A 17,637-nucleotide genomic window follows, 5' to 3' on the forward strand; every position below is an offset into this window, starting at 1 on the left:
TGCACCGAGGAGACGACATGGGATCAGACATACGGAGTAAGGGCGCGGCAGCCGCCCGCGCTGAGGGCTGCGACCCCGCAATCCTGCTAGCGGGACGCGTTCGACGGCTCCCCGGCGTGATCACCATCGTGGTCTTGCTGTTTCTCGCGTGCGCGCCGGTCGCGTCGGCCCAACCTGCCGCCGGGCCGTGGGACCCACTTCTGCCGAAGGTGCCGAGCGCGGGCGCTCCCGGCGATCCGGTGGCCATCGCCAACGCATCCCTGCAGGCAACGGCCATGGCGACGCAGACGGCCATGAATCTGGGCCGCAACTTCCTCAGCACCCTGGGAATCGTCAGTCCTGCCGCGAATCCGTCATCGAGCGTGCGCGGAAATCGGGTCAACGGTGCGCAAGCGATCGAATACGTGATTCGCCGGGCGGGAACACAAATCGGCGTTCCCTACTCCTGGGGTGGCGGAAGCCTCACTGGTCCCAGCCGCGGCGTCGACCAGGGAGCAGGCACCGTAGGCTTTGATTGTTCAGGCCTGACCCGGTTCGCCTTCGCCGGCGTCGGAGTGCTGCTCCCCCGATGGTCCGGTGACCAGTATGACGCCGGCCGCAAGGTTCCACCGGCCCAGGCGAAGCGGGGCGATTTACTGTTCTGGGGCCCGGGCGGAAGTCAGCACGAAGCTATCTATTTGGGCGGCGGGCAGATGCTTGAAGCGCAGCAGACCGGCGTCCCGATCAAGATCTCCCCCGTGCGCATGTCAGGGATGACGCCTTACGTGGTTCGTATCATCGAAAGCTGACCGCTGGCCGCCACCGGCCCACCAGCTGACCGCTACGACGCACCGGGCACTGCCTGGGCCACGTCAGCTGTGAGGCAATAGCCGGTCCCGCGCACCGTACGGAGATACCGCGGTGAGTGCGGATCGTCACCGAGCTTGCGCCGAAGATTCCCCAGATGCACTCCCAGAGTGGACCGGCCACCGGCAGACGCATACCCCCACAGGCTCAGCTGCAAGTGACGACACGTCACCGGTTCGCCCGGACTCTCCGCCAGCGTGCAGAGAATCTCAAACTCTGTGCGGGTGAGCGGCAACGGCTCGCCGCGCAGGAACACTCGACGCGCGGCCACATCGATACGGAGGTCTCCGATTTCACGACGATGCGCCTTGTCTCCGTAGCCGCCGCCACGTGATCCGCCGTCGCCGCGGCAATGTCTTAGCGCCAGCCGAATTCGCGCGTTCAGCGCCTCGATGTCGTCCCCCGAGACGACGCCGCCAGTGAGGAGCAGCGGGGTAACGTCGCCGTCGCTGAGAGCAACCACGCCGACGCGGGCTTCGTGACGGATGCGGTCAAGCATGGCGTTGTTCAGCCCCTGCGCCCCGACGCCCACCACGACCACATCGGGATCACGCTCGCGCAATCCTGTGAGCGCAGCACCGGGCGAGTAGGCCACCTCCACCGCGAAATCGCCGGCGAGCAGGTGTCGCGCCACTGTGGTCGCATAGATGCGTCGAGGCTCCACCAGCAGCACACGGATGCGGCCGGCTGCCGCCGCTGGAGGTACGGAACCAGCGACAAGACGGTGCGACTCGATCGTCGTAGCACTCTCCTAGCCCGCTCAGGAAACAAACCCGCGCTCGCACATCGCCACTGCGCCGTACGCGACAGCCTACCCTCATCTACGTAGCTGCTACGTAGATGACGCGCCGACATAACGTTTAACGCTGGCTCGCACCGTTGACAGCCTCCGCTGGTGATCTCAGCCGCCCCCGCAGATCCAGGCGGTACAACGTGACTGCCGACAGTAATCCGATGACCGTCAACAACACCCATAGAAGTTCTGGCTTGCCAACCTCTTTGGCCAGTTGCATTAACGAGCCCGTTGCCAGGTTGCCCACCAGGATGCCGACCCCGACGATCGTGTTATAGAAGCCGTAATGCGTTCCTACCAGCCGGTCGTCGGCCAGAGAGACGACGGTGTCCATTTCAAACGGGAACACCGCAGCCGAGCCGACCGCCAGCACGGCTGTCGCAATCAGTAGCGCTGTCGCCGCAGCAATGCGGCCGGCTCGCTCGTCATCGGGGAATACGATCAGCGGCACGAACGACACGGCCACGATCAGCATTCCGATGGCCAGTGAGCGGCCCGAACCCCATCGCCGCGCAAACCACCGAGTGATGCGCATCTGTCCGATCACCGCCACGACTCCGGAGACGACAAAAATCATCGCCGTGACCACGGAGTCGCTGTGAGGAAACAGGGACCGCGCCTGCAGCGGCATCGCGAGGTACACCTGGAACGACAGCACGTAGGACCCGATCATCGCCACGGCGAATAGCAGGAACGAACGATTGGCCGCGACTGCCCGCCAGTCCTGAAGTATCGAGGTCTTCTCCTGCGGTGGAGTCACGGTGCGTTGCGGCAGTGCGAACATTTGGGCCACGGTCAATGCCGCGAAGACGAGCGCCGCGGCCGCAGCAGTCATCTTGAAGTCGACGAACATTAACGCCAGACCCACCAACGGCCCCGCCAGGATGCCCGCCTGATAGAACACGTTAAACAGCGCAAACGCTTCCAATCGGCGAGGGCCTGCGTCGGCGGCCAAGTACGCCCGCACAGCCGGGTTGAAGAGGGCACCGGCGAAACCTGTTGCCGCTGAGGCAACCAACACTGCCGGTAGCGAGTCGGCAACCACTAAGAGCCCGAATCCCGCAGTGCGCAGCACGCATCCGCTCACGATGAGGGGTTTGAAGCCCAGACGATCGGCCAACGTGCCACCGATGATGAACATGCCCTGCTGGGAGAAGTTGCGTACCCCGAGAACGAGCCCGATGGCCCACGCCGCCAATCCCAGGGGCCCAGCCAGGTAGCCGGCCAGATAGGGCATCAGCATGTAGAAACCGAGATTGATCCCGAATTGGTTGATCATCAACATGCGGCTTGGCCAGCCAAAGCTGCGGAACCCGGAGAGCAGCGTCATCACCGCACCACCTGCGTGGGGTTGACGACCACAGGGCACCGCGTCCAGGCCGTGACCGCGTGCGCCAACGGGTCGTCAATGGTGGCCGGTTCGTTGGACGGCACCGTGTTCAACAGACCGTGTGTGCGGCAGTAGTCGTCGTTATAGATGGTGTCGAAATAGCGCTGCGGGCCATCGGGAAAGATAGCGGCGACCGTCGTGCCCGGGTCGCTGTTACGCGCCGCCCACCCAGCCACCAACGCGACCGCGCCGACGCTCCACCCACCACTGGCATAGTGGGTGGCCGCCAGGGTGCGGCAGGCCCACACCGCATCCGCCGGAGCCACCCAGTGCACTTCATTGAAAGCGGGGTAGTCGACGTTGCCTGGATAGATGCTTGAGCCGAGGCCGCGCATGAGTCTCGTCGTGGCGGGCTGCCCAAAAATGGTGGAGCCCACCGTATCGACGCCGATCAGTTGCAGGTCGGGATTGAACTCCCGCAAGACCCGGGCCACGCCGGCCGAGTGCCCTCCGGTGCCGACGGAGCACACCAGCACATCAACAGATCCCAGCTGTTCATTGACTTCGATCGCCAGCCCGCGGTAGGCCTCTACGTTGTCGGGATTGTTGTACTGGTCGGGGTGCCACGCGCGGGGATCGGTGGCCAGAATCTCCTGAACGCGTTCCGTGCGGGCCTGCTGCCAGCCACCACGCTCGTGGGGCTCGGTGACTAGTTCTATGTGCGCGCCGAACGCGGCCAGCATGTGCTGGATGATCGGTTCCATGCCGGGGTCGGTGACCAACGTGACGGGGTGGCCGTACACAGTGCCCGCGAGCGCGAGTCCCAACCCCAAAGTGCCGCTGGTTGATTCGACGATACGAGCGCCCGGGGCGAGCACTCCGCGACTGCGCGCGCGTTCAACCATGTGCAACGCGGGCCGGTCTTTCATTCCGCCGGGGTTGAAACCTTCGAGTTTGGCCCAGAAGCCGTGCTCTGCAGTGGTGAAGGGCGCTCCGATCCTCAGGACGGGCGTCTGCCCGACCATAGTGGCCGGCCGCTCGTAGCGGCCCAGCCGTAGGTGCTCGAATCGGTCTGTTTTGTGGGCATGGTTGATCGAAAGGGCGTGATTCATGTCGGGATGTCGCTTCTGCTGACGCCGCGACGGTCGCGCGGCTACTGATGGCGGGCAGCGGTCACCGGTCCCGTTCCAGAAGGAGGGGCCTGGCGCTAGCCGATCAGCGACGCGCGATACAGAACCGGACGAGCAGGTCGCGGCCGGTCTGCGCGACGGGAGAACGCGGAGGACCGCGGATAGGCGCAATCGACGTGTAACGCCATAGCGCCGGCAACACCGCCAGAGCGCTGACCAAGGCCAGGGCAATCAGCGTGACCGTCCCTCGCGGCAGGATGGCTTCAGCGAAAGACTCCAGTGACGGCGCGATTTCGCCCTGGGAGATGTGCGGATGATCAAGCTGTACGGCCACCGGCGCGCCCACCACGCTCGCAAGGGGGTGGGGTCCATGCGCTGGTGCCGCTTCGGTCCCCGGCAGTGCCCACTCCGCAGCCACGATGACGATCCAGAACGCGAGAAACACAGCGACGAGTGCGCGTCGGCGCTGCGGAAAACTGTCGTCGATGTAGCTCACGATGTAGCCGACTGTAGCAGCGGATCGTCAAACCCAGTTGTGGCCGTGCAGTTGACGCCATGTCGTGATCTTCCCGCGACAGTCATCTTCGACGGCCCCTGCAAAGCACTCGGAGTGGTGACCGCATTCGCCTGATGGCGTTGTCGTACTGCTTATTTCGACGTTGCATTTCAAGGGGCCGACGTCGGCGCCACGGCCTTTTGCACTGGTCATCTACGGTTTGACTCCGTAGATAATTTGCGCCCACGGCTCAGGGTCCAGGCAGCCAGGAAAGGGTTTGCTAGATGGACTCAGATACGAGCCGCCGGCAGGTCCTCGTTCGAACCACTATGCGTCAGTCGACCACAACCCGTGGATCACGGCTGGATGGCACCTAGCTAGTGATGGCAGAGCACCTGAATGAACGCCGGAGTCGCGAGCATGGTGCCGATAGCGACAACCAGGAGAGCGCGGTGACGCCACCGCACGTGCCGACGTGTTGGAGTGACCAGGCGCTCGGCGCGGGTGATGACCGCCGTTGCCGCCGCGGCCAGACCCTCAGCCACGGGAGGTCGGTGACCGGCCAGCGCAAGCAGTCCCGAGAGTAACGGGCGAGTGCCGACGTGACGAGCGGCAGTGTCGTCGGCGCACATCTCCAGTAGCTCAGCCACAGCCTGATGTGCGCATGCAAACAGGGGAAGGTGAGGAAGGGTGGCGGCGAGGGCACACAGCACCATCAGTATGTGGTGGTGATGCCCTGAAAGGTGCGCATCCTCGTGGGCGAGGACCGCTTTCAGTTGCGACCGGTTCAACGATTTCACGGCCGCTGAGGTGACGACGATCGCATGGGGACGCCCAAGGACACAGTAGGCCGCGGGAAGGTCCGCCTCGACGACAACGACGTGGGGATGTTCGGTGGGCCGACCGACGATCCGCGCAGCATGTGCGTGCTCATGGCTTCGGGTGCGCAGCCTGGCCAGGCAGCGTCCCAGTCTCAGCGCTACGACCACTGAGGCCAGTACTCCTGCGCCGATGAGAGCAATAGACCCAAGGCGTCCCGCCAGCGGCGTGTGATCGGAGAATCCGAACAGTTCCAGGCAGAGAGTCACGACCGAGCCGTCCAGGACGCTGTTCGATGTCGCGTTGACCACCAGCACGACTGCCGCCAGCCACGCCGTAAGCACGGCGGCCACCGTGGCCAGCCAGGCGGCCACGCCCATGGACGGGCTCACCCCGCCACCGGTGAGGCGCCGTAGTACGGGGGGAGCAAGCCACGCCAGCACTGCGCCGTAGAGCACCAGCCACAGAGCCGTCGTCATGATCGCCGCCCCTTACGCAGCGCCGCCTTCAGCTGCGCTGATTGCTCTGCACTCATCTGCTCGACAAAGAATGCCAGCACAGTGTTGGTGTCACCGCCGGAGTCGAATGCCGCTTTCATCAAGCGCGCTGACCGCTCCTCACGACTCATCGCCGCCCGGTACACATAGGCCTTGCCGTTGCGCTGCCGTTTGAGCCACCGCTTGCGATACAGGTTGTCCATCGTCGACAACACCGTGGTGTACGCAATGGCTCGCTGCTGCGACAGGTCCTCGAACACGTCACGCACCGTGACCGGCTCCTGGTGATCCCACACCCAGTCCATGACCACTGCTTCGAGATCGCCGAATCCTCGCTGTTCCATCCGCCGCAACTCCTGCCCGCTCTGACGAGGTGGCCGATTCGCACAGCGCGGCACCCTGCAGCCTCCTAATGTAGCCGCCATCAGCAGATATGCCAGGGACCTCACCGCAGCTGCGCCACCGAAGTTCATCCGCCACGGCGTGCGCCATCGAATCCGGTCCAGGGAGCTGGGCCCACGAGCAATACGGCTGGCCGCTCAGATGTTACCGAAGCGAGACTGTGACAGGCGTTTCTCCTGATGCAGCAGTGATGTACGTTCCAACTACGTACTAAGTAATTACGTAGATGCGGTTGCTACAAGGCCGTCGAACATGACACGTCGGCGCACTGCCCGACCGACTCTCGGCCACCGGCAGCCACCCACAGGAGAATTCGTGCGGCGCTTCACCTCACTTCTCACAGCAGGGGCACTGGCTACAGTGCTGATGCTTCAGCCCTCCGCCATCGCCACGGCCAGCCACGGAAGCGAACCTGATGGCCACAGCGAAAACGTCGCAGGACTTGTCGCCGCCGTCGCCGAAGCCAACCAGCACGTCGCCGATATCGGCGCGAACATCCAGCACAAACAGGAAAGCGTCAATCGAGCCCTGGTGGAGCTTGCCACTGCCCGCGAGGCGGTCTCAGAGGCGCACCGCAGACTCGCCGACAGTGAAAAGGCGTTGGCCGACAGCCAGACCGCCATCGACGCCACGCAGCAGCGTTTCGACGACTTCGCCGCCTCGACCTACATGAACGGTCCCTCCCGCGCACTGCCGCTGGCAGATGCCCCCGAAGACCTCCATTCGGCAGCCGCGACGCAGCAGACCTATGTCATCGCGTTCAGCAGGGTCAAAGACGATCTGCACCGGAAACAGGCCGAACGCGCCAACCGACTCTCAACCGCCAGGCAAGCCCGCCTGGACGCCGATGCAGCAGCGGCCGAAGCGCAACGACGACAAGACGGTGCAGTCGCCGAACTCGTTGCCGCGCAACGTGCATTCGCCGATCAACAGTCCGACCTCACCCGGTTGGCCGCCGAACGCGACACCGCGCAAGCCCGACTCACCGCTGCGCGGCCGGTAGCGGCTACCGCGCACCAGCCCGCAGCCACGCAGACTGGCTCCACAGTGCCGCCCAGCGTCCCATGGGACCGCTCCAGCCCAGCACCGCCAGGAAACTTCGGAGCCGCCCAGTGGGACACCACGCTGCCAATGGTGCCCAGCGCCAACGTGGCCGGCGATCCGATAGCCATCATCAACGCCGTCCTGAAAATCATGGCGACCTCGCTGCAACTCACCGCCGACATGGGCCGAAACTTCCTCACCAAGCTCGGCATCCTCTCCCCCGCGACCGCCGCCGCAGATCCCGGAATCACCAACGGACGCATCCCCCGCCTGTATGGCCGTCAAGCTTCGGAGTTCGTGATCCGACGCGCCATGTCACAACTCGGTGTCCCCTACTCGTGGGGCGGTGGAAACGCCAACGGGCCCTCTCGGGGAATCGATCAAGGAGCCAACACCGTCGGCTTCGACTGTTCCGGTCTCATGCTCTACGCCTTCGCCGGCGTGGGCATCAAGCTCGATCATTACTCCGGATCTCAGTACAACGCCGGCCGCAAAATTCCGTCATCGCAGATGCGCCGCGGTGATCTCATCTTTTACGGCCCTAACGCCAGCCAGCACGAGGCCATGTACCTCGGCGACGGCATGATGCTCGAAGCGCCCTACACCGGATCCGTGGTGAAAATATCCCCCGTGCGCACCTCCGGCATGACGCCCTACGTCACACGCTTGATCGACTACTAACACCCCGCGGCCAGCACCAGGCGGCCACGACTCCGGCCCGTCAGTCCGCTCCACCGTGGCCGGTGCCAACCGGCGGCAACCATGTCGCGGGTCGTTCAGAGCGGCGTGGCCGCCGTGAACCGGTAAACAGGGCCGCCGCACCAGCAATGGCCACGGCCCACAGCACCACGACAACGGCGCACAGAATCAGCCACGTTTGCCACCCGAGACTATTCGGGCAGACGTCCATCAGCCAGCGCATCACAGGCCCTCCTCCCCAGTGAGGGTCACCCAGCCGCAGGATGCAATCGGTATGAGTCTCGTAAAGATCTGCTCAAGATTGCGCCGCTCCGACGGTCACGCGCCGCCGCGGCCGCCTCAGCAGGCACCATGATGACCATGGAGCACCATCCGGGCACGCCGCCTCACGAGGCGAAGGGGTACCGCGCGTTGGTCGTCGATGACGAACTTCCCCTGGCCGAAGTGGTAGCCAGCTATCTCGAACGCGAGCAATTCGAGGCGGTCGTGGCCGGCAATGGCGTCGACGCGATTGCGATCGCGCGCGACCTCGACCCCGACGTCGTCATCCTCGACATCGGCCTGCCCGGCATCGATGGATTTGAAGTCTGCAGACAGCTGCGCACATTCTCTGACGCCTACGTCGTCATGCTCACCGCCCGCGACAACGAAATCGACACAGTCCTCGGCCTTACCGTCGGCGCCGACGACTACATCACCAAACCCTTCGGCCCCCGTGAACTCGTCGCGCGCATTCGCGCCATGCTGCGTCGGCCCCGCGTCCTGCGCTCAGCAACCCCACCCGCCGGAAATGCCGCCGCGCCACCGCGTCACTTCGGAGCTCTGAGTATCGACGTCGCCGCCCGCGAGGTACGCATCGGCGACGAACAAATCTTGTTGACCCGCACAGAGTTCGACATTCTCGAAGCTCTCTCGGGTCGCCCGGGAAATGTACTGAGCCGCCGTCAGCTCCTGGAAATTGTTCGCGACGGACCCTGGGTCGGCAACGAGCACCTCGTCGACGTTCACATCGGCCATCTGCGGCGCAAACTGGGCGACGACGCAGCTCGTCCGCGCTACATCGCCACCGTGCGCGGTGTCGGATACCGGATGGGACCAGGACAGTGACTCCCCCGCCCGAACCCCCACCTCGCCGACGTCGGCGGCGAGGCCGTCCCGGTATAGGCCTGCGGCTAGTGGCGGCCCAAGCCATCGTGCTGGCAGCCGGGGCCACGACGACCGCGGTAGTGGCCGCCATTGTCGGTCCTCCCCTATTTCGCGAGCACCTTCACCTCGCGGGGGTGCCGATGAACTCCCCGGAGGAAGTCCACGCCGAGGAGGCCTACGCCTACGCCACGGTCATGTCCATCGGGGGCGCCCTGGCGGTGTCGGCACTGGCCGCGCTTGCCGTCAGCTTCTACGTCAGTCGACGGCTCCAACGATCCATCACCGAGGTTGCCTCCGCTGCCACCGATGTCGCTCAAGGCAACTACGAAACCCGGGTGTCACCACCGCGACTGGGCGACGATTTCGACGAACTCTCGACCGCCTTCAATCAGATGGCCTCCCGGCTGCAGGACGTTGATTCGACACGACAGCGGCTTTTCAGAGACCTGGCGCACGAGATCCGCACACCAGTCGCAGTCCTGGAGGCCTATATCGAAGCACTCGAAGACGGGGTGCGCACATTGACACCGCAGACAGCGGCCATGCTCCGCGACCAGACCCGACGGCTAGTGCGGTTCTCCGATGATGTCGCCGCACTCGCCAAAGCCGAGGAAAGCTCAGTGTCGATGTCGTACGCCACGATTGACGTTGACCGCCTGACGCGCCAGTGCGTCGCCGCGGCGCAGGAACGCTACGACAGCAAAGGCGTCGCACTACGCCTACGCCCCCAGAAGTCGCTGCCGCCGCTGTGGGCTGACGAGCAACGCCTCTCCCAGGTTCTGGGCAATCTTCTGGATAATGCGCTGCGGCACACGCCATCCGGCGGTTCGGTCGACGTCAGCTGTATCCGCGACGGCGACCGATTGAGGATCGCCGTCGCCGACAGCGGCGAAGGGATCGCCCCCGAGCACCTCACCCGAGTGTTCGAGCGGTTCTATCGGGCCGACGCGGCCCGCGATCGCGAGCACGGCGGCGCCGGGTTAGGACTCGCCATCGCCAAAGCGCTGGTCGAGGCCCACGACGGATTTATTTCCGTAGCGAGCGCTGGACAAGGTGCCGGCGCAACATTCGCCGTCGACTTACCCATCGCAGAAGCGCCCGTCGACAAATCCGCTGTTACGGCGGCCTCAGCTCGGACGTGACCGTCGCGCCCCCCAGAACTGTTACTTGTCCAGCATCCCCTGCATCATGTCGATCTCCGCCTGCTGAGAGGACACAATCGCTCGCGCCATTTCCACCGCCGCCGGGAACTGGCCGATCTCGATCTCCTCCTGCGCCATCATGATTGCGCCCTTGTGATGAGTGATCATCTGCGACAAGAAAAGCCGGGTCGCCTCCGCGCCCTGCGCGTTCTGCAGCGCGGCCATATCGGCTTCCGACATCATGCCGTGGCCGCCGCCCATGCCGGGCATATCGCCCATATCGCCGCTAGGCATCTGATGGCCGGGCATATTGTGGCCAGGCATCGCGGCGCTGGTCGGCGCAGGTGCAGGCGAGGACGGCACTCCCCACTCCTGGAGCCACCCCTGCATCTTCTCGATCTCAGGGCCTTGCGCGTTCTTGATGTCGTTCGCCAAGGAGATGACCTCGGGATCGATGCCTTGCTTGCCGAGCAGCATGTCGCTCATCTCGATCGCCTGCTGGTGATGCGGAATCATGCCCTGGGCGAACTTCACATCAGCGTCGTTGTGGGTGGCGTCGCTGCTCGCAGCACTCGGCGAGGCCGAGGCTGCAGCCGAGGTGCTGCTAGTCGATGACTGAGATTCAGTTGTCGCATTCGAACAGGCACTGATGAACAGGGTCGACGCCGCCAACGCCGCAAACCCAAATCCGAATCGTTTGTGCTGCATCGCACATCCTTTCTCATCCACCTTCATGACACACGCGTCCATGCGGCAAGCGCTCTCGCCGCCTCGGTCCAGCCTCAAGAATCCGAGTATGGGTCAGTTCGTGATCCGATGAAGATTTGATGAAGACGCCCTCACGGACCCATCGGTACGCCCCGCGCCACGCTGGCGATACCAGCGTCGCCCCGATGCTCTGTGCCACACATCTACTATTGCACTACGTAGATTGTCCGCAATCGGAAGGCGTCTCTTGGCACAGTGGGGGTTTTTGCGGGGAGTGAGAAGTACCAGGAGTACGGAATTTGACCTGCAATAACTTCGGTGGGCGCGGACGGTTTCGAACCGCCGACCGCTGGTGTGTAAAACCAGAGCTCTACCACTGAGCTACGCGCCCCAGCAGGGCAAAGCTACACGGCGATGACCTGCGACAGGAAATCTGCTAGCCGGACTGCAGCGCCTTGAGCGCGTCGGCCCACAACGCCTGGTCACGGGCCTCCCCGGGCTGCTTCATCTCGGCGAACCGCACGATGCCGTCGCGGTCGACGACGAAGGTGCCGCGGTTGGAGATCCCGGCGTCCTCGTTGAACACGCCGTAGGCCTGGGCGACGGCGCCGTGCGGCCAGAAGTCCGACAGCACCGGAAAGGTGAACCCGCTCTGGGTGGCCCAGACCTTGTGCGTCGGGGGCGGCCCCACCGAGATGGCCAGCGTCGCCGTGCCGTCCTTCTCGTACTCCGGCAGCTTGTCCCGGATCTCGTCGAGCTCGCCCTGGCAGATGCCCGTGAACGCCAGCGGGAAGAACACCAGCAGCACGTTCTTGGCGCCCCGGAAGCTGCTCAGCGTGACCGGTTGCCCGTTCTGGTCCTTGAGCGTGAAGTCCGGCGCCTCGGTTCCGACCTCGATCATCGGAGCCCTCTGTTCTTCGCGCAAGCGCTCATCACCGCCGACCCGCTGCCTTGGACTTCGGTTGCACCAGCCGGCTGGCGATCCAGTCGCCCAGGTTCGCCGACGACGTCTGCATCAGGCCCGCCGTCGGCGCCGACTCGGCGATCTCGGCCGGCTGCACATGGCCCGGCTTGCCGGTCTTCGGGGTGACCACCCAGATGACGCCGTCGTCGGCGAGCGGGGTGATGGCGTCCATGAGCGCGTCGACCAGATCTCCGTCGTCGTCGCGCCACCACATCAGCACGACATCGATGACCTCATCGGCGTCCTCGTCGAGCAGTTCGCCGCCGCACGCCTCTTCGATGTCGGCTCGGATGTCGTCGTCGACGTCGTCGTCCCAGCCCAGTTCCTGCACAACCTGATCTTTTTGGATGCCCAGTCGGTGGGCGTAGTTCGGGGCGTCGTCCGCCGCGACCACGGTAGGTCCTCCTTCAGCCGGCTCCGGCGCTGCTGCGCTCGGCGTTGTCGTGTGCCTATCGTCGCACGCCGGATGCGAGCGCATGTGCGTGGCGGGCAGAGTTGGTCAATATGACGCGTCACACAGGTTCAGCGCGACGGTCTTCGTGTCGTTGAGCCGGGTGATCGTGGCGTTGAATTCCTCGGGTCCGTAGTTGCCCTCGATCGCGGTGGCCACGCCCCTGGCGGCGTCCACCCAGGCGTTGAGCGAGTCACGCAGTTCCGGCGCCAGCGGGTCCGACACGCTGCGGGCGACCGCGTCGGCGCTGTTGTTGAGCGCGTCGATCGCCGGTCTGGCCCTGGACCCGGCATCGGCGGCGTTCTGGTTGAACGCGTCGACATAGGCGTTGACCGCGGTGATCGCGTCCACGCTGCTGGAGCTGAGCGTCTCGCACGAGTCGTGGATCGCCTCTTTGGTGATCGACGCCTGCCGTTCGGACTCCCGGGCGGCAGAACTGGCCGCCGACTCCTCCAGCGACGCCGACACCGACGCCCGGTACACCGGCGCCTCGGCCCTGTCGGCCGACCCTTCACCCTCGGTCACCGTGCTGCAACCGACGATGATCATCGCCGCGGCGGCCACGCCGCCGATCGCCAGTGCGCCGATCCGCAGCCGCTCACGCACCAGCGCCCCGATCACCACGGTCTGCAGACGTTACCGGGTCACCTCCGGCGAAGTCCGACCATTGCAGTCGCCCCCCTGACGGGACGGGTAGTGCAGGATTGGAGAAGGATGAGATCCGTCGCCCACCGACAAGCGCAGAAAACATCTGAGCCGTCCCGGCGGGCACCCGATAACCGCATACCAAGGAGCGGAAGTTGACTACCGAGTTCGCGCGCCAGGATCTGGCCCAAAACTCCACCACTGCAGGCGAACACGATCGCGTGCGGGTGATCCGCGAGGGCGTCGCGTCGTATCTGCCCGACATCGATCCCGAAGAGACCGGTGAGTGGCTGGAATCGTTCGACGCCCTGCTCGAACAGTCCGGCCCGGCCCGGGCACGGTACATGCTGCTGCGCCTGCTCGAGCGTTCCGGCGAACAGCGAGTGGCCATCCCGGCGCTGACGTCGACCGACTACGTCAACACCATCCCCACCGAGTTGGAGCCGTGGTTCCCCGGCGACGAGGACGTCGAACGCCGCTACCGAGCCTGGATCCGGTGGAACGCGGCGATCATGGTGCACCGCGCGCAGCGGCCGGGAGTCGGTGTGGGCGGCCATATTTCGACGTACGCGTCGTCGGCGGCGCTGTATGAGGTCGGCTTCAACCACTTCTTCCGCGGTAAGGCGCATCCCGGCGGCGGCGACCACGTCTTCATCCAGGGCCACGCCTCCCCCGGCATCTACGCCCGCGCTTATTTGGAAGGGCGGCTAACTGCCGAGCAGCTGGACGGCTTCCGCCAGGAGCACAGCCACCCCGGCGGCGGGATCCCGTCGTACCCGCATCCGCGGCTGATGCCGGACTTCTGGGAATTCCCGACGGTGTCGATGGGCCTGGGCCCGATGAACGCCATCTACCAGGCCCGGTTCAACCACTACCTGCACGACCGCGAGATCAAGGACACCTCCGACCAGCACGTGTGGGCGTTCCTCGGCGACGGCGAGATGGACGAACCCGAGAGCCGCGGGCTGGCGCACGTCGCGGCGCTCGAGGGGCTGGACAACCTGACCTTCGTCGTCAACTGCAACCTGCAGCGGCTCGACGGTCCGGTGCGCGGCAACGGCAAGATCATCCAGGAACTGGAGTCGTTCTTCCGCGGCGCCGGCTGGAACGTCATCAAGGTGGTGTGGGGCCGCGAGTGGGACGCGCTGCTGCACGCCGACCGCGACGGCGCGCTGGTCAACCTGATGAACAGCACACCCGACGGCGACTACCAGACCTACAAGGCCAATGACGGCGCCTACGTGCGCGACCACTTCTTCGGCCGCGACCCGCGGACCAAGGCGCTGGTCGAGAAGATGTCCGACACCGAGATCTGGAACCTCAAACGCGGCGGCCACGACTACCGCAAGGTGTACGCGGCCTACCGGGCAGCCGTCGAGCACAAGGGCCAGCCCACGGTGATCCTGGCCAAGACCATCAAGGGTTACTCGCTGGGCGCGAACTTCCAGGGTCGCAACGCCACCCACCAGATGAAGAAGCTTGCCGTCGAGGACCTCAAGCACTTCCGCGACGCGCAGCGCATCCCGGTCAGCGACGCCCAGCTCGAGGAGAACCCGTACCTGCCGCCGTACTACCACCCCGGCCCGGAAGCCCCGGAGATCCGGTACCTGCTGGAGCGACGCCGCGCGCTGGGCGGTTTCGTGCCCGAGCGCCGCACCAAGACCAAGGTGCTCACGCTGCCGGGCCGCGACACCTACAAGGCTCTGAAGAAGGGCTCGGGTAAGCAGGAGGTGGCCACGACGATGGCCACTGTGCGGACCTTCAAGGAACTGTTGCGGGACAAGGAGATCGGTTGGCGGATCGTGCCGATCATCCCCGACGAGGCGCGTACGTTCGGAATGGACTCGTGGTTCCCGAACCTCAAGATCTACAACCGCAACGGGCAGCTCTACACCTCTGTCGACGCCGAGCTGATGTTGGCGTACAAGGAGTCCGAGGTCGGCCAGATCCTGCACGAGGGCATCAACGAGGCCGGTTCGTCGGCCAGCTTCATCGCCGCGGGCACGTCGTACGCCACGCACGACGAGCCGATGATCCCGATCTACATCTTCTATTCGATGTTCGGCTTCCAGCGCACCGGCGACAACCTGTGGGCGGCCGCCGACCAGATGACGCGCGGCTTCCTTCTCGGGGCCACGGCCGGACGGACGACGCTGGTCGGCGAGGGTCTGCAGCACGCCGACGGGCATTCGCTGCTGCTGGCCGCGTCCAACCCGGCGGTCGTCGCCTACGACCCGGCGTTCGCCTACGAGATCGCCTACATCGTCGAAAGCGGTTTGCAGCGGATGTTCGGGGAGGACCCCGAGAACGTCTACTTCTACATGACGATCTACAACGAGCCCTACCGGCAGCCGGCCGAGCCCGAGGGCCTCGACGTCGACGGCCTGCTGCGCGGTATCTACCGCTACCGGCCGGCACCGGAGAAGCGCGCGCACGCCGCGCAGATCCTGGTCTCCGGGGTGGCGATGCCGTCGGCGCTCAAGGCCGTCGAGATGCTCGCCGACGAGTGGGACGTGGCTGCCGACGTGTGGTCGGTGACCAGTTGGGGCGAGCTCAACCGCGACGGGGTGGAGATCGAGAAGCAGCGGCTGCGCCACCCGGACCGGCCCGCCGAAACGCCGTACGTCACCAAGGCACTCGCGGATGCGCGAGGCCCGGTGATCGCGGTGTCGGACTGGATGCGCGCGGTGCCCGAGCAGATCCGGGCATGGGTGCCCGGCACGTACATCACGCTGGGCACCGACGGCTTCGGCTTCTCCGACACCCGGCCGGCGGCGCGGCGCTACTACAACACCGACGCCGAGTCGATCGCGGTCGCGGTGCTCGAGGGGCTGGCGCGCGATGGCAACATCGATCAGTCCGTGGCGGTCGAGGCGGCGCGGCGCTATGAGATCGATGATGTGATGGCGGCGCCGGAACAGACGTCGGACCCCGGAGTGGCGTAGCCACGACATTCAGCTAGAGAGTCGCGTAGCGACGACATTCAGCTAGAGAGTGGCGTAGCCACGACATTCAGCTAGAGAGTGGCGTAGCCACGACATTCAGCTAGAGAGTGGCGTAGCCACGACATTCAGCTAGAGAGTCGCGTAGGCGTTGGAGGTTTCCTCCATAGAGTCGGCGTAGCCTTTAGAGGTGCCCAACAACAGGTATGTGCCGCCGAAATCGACGGTCGAGGCGCTCGAGGGTGTGCCGGACTCGGTGCTCAACCGGCTGCACCAGTACTCGGGCCGGTTGGCCACCGAGGCGGTGCGGGCGCTCGAGGAGCGGTTGCCGTTCTTCGCCGGGCTGGAGGCGTCCCAGCGCTCGAGCGTGCAGCTGGTCGTGCAGACCGCGGTGGTCAACTTCGTCGAGTGGATGCGCGACCCGCAGAACAACCTGAGCTACACCGCCCAGGCGTTCGAGGTGGTGCCGCAGGATCTGCGTCGGCGCATCGCGCTGCGCCAGTCGGTGGAGATGGTGCGCACCACGATGGAGTACTTCGAAGAGGTCGTCCCGCTGCTGGCCCGCAACAACGAACAGCTGACCGCGCTGACCGCCGGGATCCTGCGCTACAGCCGCGACCTGGCGTTCGCCGCGGCCTCGGCCTACGCCGATCAGGCCGAGGCGCGCGGGGCGTGGGACACCCGGATGGAGGCCAACGTCGTCGACGCGGTGGTCCGCGGCGACACCGGGCCGGATCTGCAGTCCCAGGCCGCCGCGCTGAACTGGGACGCCACCGCGCCCGCCACGGTGATCGTCGGACTGCCGCAGCCAGATCGCATCGACCTGGCCGCCGACGACATCCACGATGTCGTGATCCGCAACGGCCGTGCCGCGCTGGTCGACGTGCACGGCACCTGGCTGGTGGCGATCGTCTCGGGTGCGCTGGCCCCGACCGACCGGTTCCTCACCGAACTGCTCGCGGTGTTCGCCGACGGACCCGTTGTCGTGGGCCCGACCGCACCGACCCTGGGCACCGCACACCGCAGCGCGACCGAGGCCATCGCCGGGATGAACGCCGTCGCCGGATGGACGGGCGCCCCGCGGCCGGTGGCGGCGCGCGAACTGCTGCCCGAACGGGCACTGCTCGGTGACGCGACGGCGATCGCGGCCCTGCAAACCGAGGTGATGCGCCCGCTCGCCGACGCCGGACCGGCGCTGACCGAGACCCTCGACGCGTTTCTGGACTCCGGCGGCGCCATCGAGGCGTGCGCCCGCAAATTGTTCGTTCATCCAAATACCGTCCGGTACCGACTCAGGCGGATCGCGGACTTCACCGGGCGTGATCCGATGCTTCCGCGCGACGCTTACGTGCTGCGCGTGGCCTCGACCGTCGGACGCCTCGGCCGGCAGCGGTACCAGAGCAGTTCAGCAACCGCGGCCCCTCTACTGCGTCCAGTGACGCGTCCCACACCCGCGCTTTCCGAGTAGCAGAAGGCCTTATGTAGCGGACCGATATCGGAAATGTCGCAGCACAGGCTGTTTTGTAGGGTTTCCACAAAAACATAAGACGAGGTTCATAATCTCTTACACGGCGCAAACCCGT

At 65.5% G+C, this 17,637-nt stretch carries 16 protein-coding genes and 1 tRNA gene; 6 read left to right on the forward strand and 11 right to left on the reverse strand.

The annotated features are described in order from the left end of the window. Nucleotides 1-17 precede the first annotated feature (17 nt). Nucleotides 18-788, forward strand: a complete 771-nt coding sequence (gene ripB, locus BHQ18_RS06720) for an NlpC/P60 family peptidoglycan endopeptidase RipB (protein WP_069412825.1) — start codon at nt 18-20, stop codon at nt 786-788. A 32-nt stretch (nt 789-820) separates the two neighbouring features. On the opposite strand, the gene BHQ18_RS06725 is transcribed toward ripB, so the two are convergent. The 6 genes from BHQ18_RS06725 to BHQ18_RS06750 form a co-directional block, all read right to left on the reverse strand. Beyond that, entirely contained in the window at nt 821-1,519 is a 699-nt protein-coding gene (locus tag BHQ18_RS06725) for a winged helix-turn-helix transcriptional regulator (RefSeq protein WP_234794100.1), read from the reverse strand. Nucleotides 1,520-1,706: 187 nt separating this feature from the next. After that, nucleotides 1,707-2,969: an MDR family MFS transporter gene (locus BHQ18_RS06730; protein WP_069413024.1), complete on the reverse strand. Its 1,263-nt coding sequence runs from the start codon at nt 2,967-2,969 to the stop codon at nt 1,707-1,709. Further along, complete coding sequence (locus BHQ18_RS06735; protein ID WP_069412827.1) at nt 2,969-4,081, reverse strand: PLP-dependent cysteine synthase family protein; 1,113 nt, start codon at nt 4,079-4,081, stop codon at nt 2,969-2,971. Before BHQ18_RS06735 ends, BHQ18_RS06730 begins: the two co-directional genes overlap by 1 nt. Nucleotides 4,082-4,184: 103 nt before the next feature. Next, nucleotides 4,185-4,595, reverse strand: a complete 411-nt coding sequence (gene lpqS / locus BHQ18_RS06740; RefSeq protein WP_069412828.1) for a putative copper homeostasis (lipo)protein LpqS — start codon at nt 4,593-4,595, stop codon at nt 4,185-4,187. 377 nt (nt 4,596-4,972) lie between these two features. Next, entirely contained in the window at nt 4,973-5,893 is a 921-nt protein-coding gene (locus tag BHQ18_RS06745) for a M56 family metallopeptidase (RefSeq protein ID WP_069412829.1), read from the reverse strand. Continuing rightward, nucleotides 5,890-6,255 carry a BlaI/MecI/CopY family transcriptional regulator gene (locus BHQ18_RS06750; RefSeq protein ID WP_069412830.1) on the reverse strand — a complete coding sequence of 122 codons (366 nt, stop codon included), beginning with the start codon at nt 6,253-6,255 and terminating at the stop codon, nt 5,890-5,892. The genes BHQ18_RS06745 and BHQ18_RS06750 overlap by 4 nt, the downstream gene beginning before the upstream one ends. Nucleotides 6,256-6,628: 373 nt before the next feature. On the opposite strand from BHQ18_RS06750, the gene ripA reads away from it, so the two are divergent. The 3 genes from ripA to BHQ18_RS06765 all read left to right on the forward strand — a co-directional run bounded on the left by ripA (nt 6,629) and on the right by BHQ18_RS06765 (nt 10,344). Then, nucleotides 6,629-8,038, forward strand: coding sequence for an NlpC/P60 family peptidoglycan endopeptidase RipA (gene ripA, locus BHQ18_RS06755; RefSeq protein WP_069412831.1), 1,410 nt, complete (start codon nt 6,629-6,631; stop codon nt 8,036-8,038). Between the two features lie 369 nt (nt 8,039-8,407). After that, nucleotides 8,408-9,163: a response regulator gene (locus BHQ18_RS06760; RefSeq protein ID WP_069412832.1), complete on the forward strand. Its 756-nt coding sequence runs from the start codon at nt 8,408-8,410 to the stop codon at nt 9,161-9,163. Next, on the forward strand, nt 9,160-10,344 hold the full coding sequence (locus tag BHQ18_RS06765; RefSeq protein ID WP_069412833.1) for a HAMP domain-containing sensor histidine kinase: 1,185 nt from the start codon (nt 9,160-9,162) through the stop codon (nt 10,342-10,344). The genes BHQ18_RS06760 and BHQ18_RS06765 overlap by 4 nt, the downstream gene beginning before the upstream one ends. A 21-nt stretch (nt 10,345-10,365) precedes the next feature. Here the strand turns inward: BHQ18_RS06765 and BHQ18_RS06770 are convergent, their stop codons facing one another. From BHQ18_RS06770 to BHQ18_RS06790, 5 genes are all read right to left on the reverse strand, one after another. Beyond that, nucleotides 10,366-11,052, reverse strand: a complete 687-nt coding sequence (locus BHQ18_RS06770) for a DUF305 domain-containing protein (RefSeq protein WP_069413025.1) — start codon at nt 11,050-11,052, stop codon at nt 10,366-10,368. Nucleotides 11,053-11,371: 319 nt separating this feature from the next. Continuing rightward, nucleotides 11,372-11,443, reverse strand: a tRNA-Val gene (locus tag BHQ18_RS06775). Between the two features lie 45 nt (nt 11,444-11,488). Beyond that, complete coding sequence (locus BHQ18_RS06780; RefSeq protein WP_069412834.1) at nt 11,489-11,953, reverse strand: peroxiredoxin; 465 nt, start codon at nt 11,951-11,953, stop codon at nt 11,489-11,491. Nucleotides 11,954-11,984: 31 nt separating this feature from the next. Next, nucleotides 11,985-12,410, reverse strand: coding sequence for a DUF3052 domain-containing protein (locus BHQ18_RS06785; protein WP_069412835.1), 426 nt, complete (start codon nt 12,408-12,410; stop codon nt 11,985-11,987). A 105-nt stretch (nt 12,411-12,515) separates the two neighbouring features. Next, a complete protein-coding gene (locus tag BHQ18_RS06790; RefSeq protein WP_372516636.1) occupies nt 12,516-13,091 on the reverse strand; it encodes an Rv2240c family protein in 576 nt (191 codons plus the stop codon). A gap of 176 nt (nt 13,092-13,267) precedes the next feature. On the opposite strand from BHQ18_RS06790, the gene aceE reads away from it, so the two are divergent. After that, entirely contained in the window at nt 13,268-16,057 is a 2,790-nt protein-coding gene (gene aceE, locus BHQ18_RS06795; RefSeq protein ID WP_069412836.1) for a pyruvate dehydrogenase (acetyl-transferring), homodimeric type, read from the forward strand. 187 nt (nt 16,058-16,244) lie between these two features. Continuing rightward, the gene (locus BHQ18_RS06800) at nt 16,245-17,522 is read left to right on the forward strand and encodes a PucR family transcriptional regulator (protein WP_069412837.1); all 1,278 of its coding nucleotides are present in this window, start codon (nt 16,245-16,247) and stop codon (nt 17,520-17,522) included. The last annotated feature ends 115 nt before the right edge of the window (nt 17,523-17,637 follow it).

Origin of the sequence: Mycolicibacterium flavescens, assembly GCF_001722335.1 — a bacterium.
GTDB classification, from domain to species: Bacteria; Actinomycetota; Actinomycetes; order Mycobacteriales; family Mycobacteriaceae; genus Mycobacterium; species Mycobacterium flavescens.

Coding starts and splice junctions, on each gene's coding strand:
- ripB (WP_069412825.1), top strand. CDS start 18: ATGGGATCAGACATACGGAGTAAGGGCGCGGCAGCCGCCCGCGCTGAG.
- BHQ18_RS06730 (WP_069413024.1), bottom strand. CDS start 2,969: ATGACGCTGCTCTCCGGGTTCCGCAGCTTTGGCTGGCCAAGCCGCATG.
- BHQ18_RS06735 (WP_069412827.1), bottom strand. CDS start 4,081: ATGAATCACGCCCTTTCGATCAACCATGCCCACAAAACAGACCGATTC.
- BHQ18_RS06745 (WP_069412829.1), bottom strand. CDS start 5,893: ATGACGACGGCTCTGTGGCTGGTGCTCTACGGCGCAGTGCTGGCGTGG.
- BHQ18_RS06750 (WP_069412830.1), bottom strand. CDS start 6,255: ATGGAACAGCGAGGATTCGGCGATCTCGAAGCAGTGGTCATGGACTGG.
- BHQ18_RS06760 (WP_069412832.1), top strand. CDS start 8,408: ATGATGACCATGGAGCACCATCCGGGCACGCCGCCTCACGAGGCGAAG.
- BHQ18_RS06770 (WP_069413025.1), bottom strand. CDS start 11,052: ATGCAGCACAAACGATTCGGATTTGGGTTTGCGGCGTTGGCGGCGTCG.
- BHQ18_RS06780 (WP_069412834.1), bottom strand. CDS start 11,953: ATGATCGAGGTCGGAACCGAGGCGCCGGACTTCACGCTCAAGGACCAG.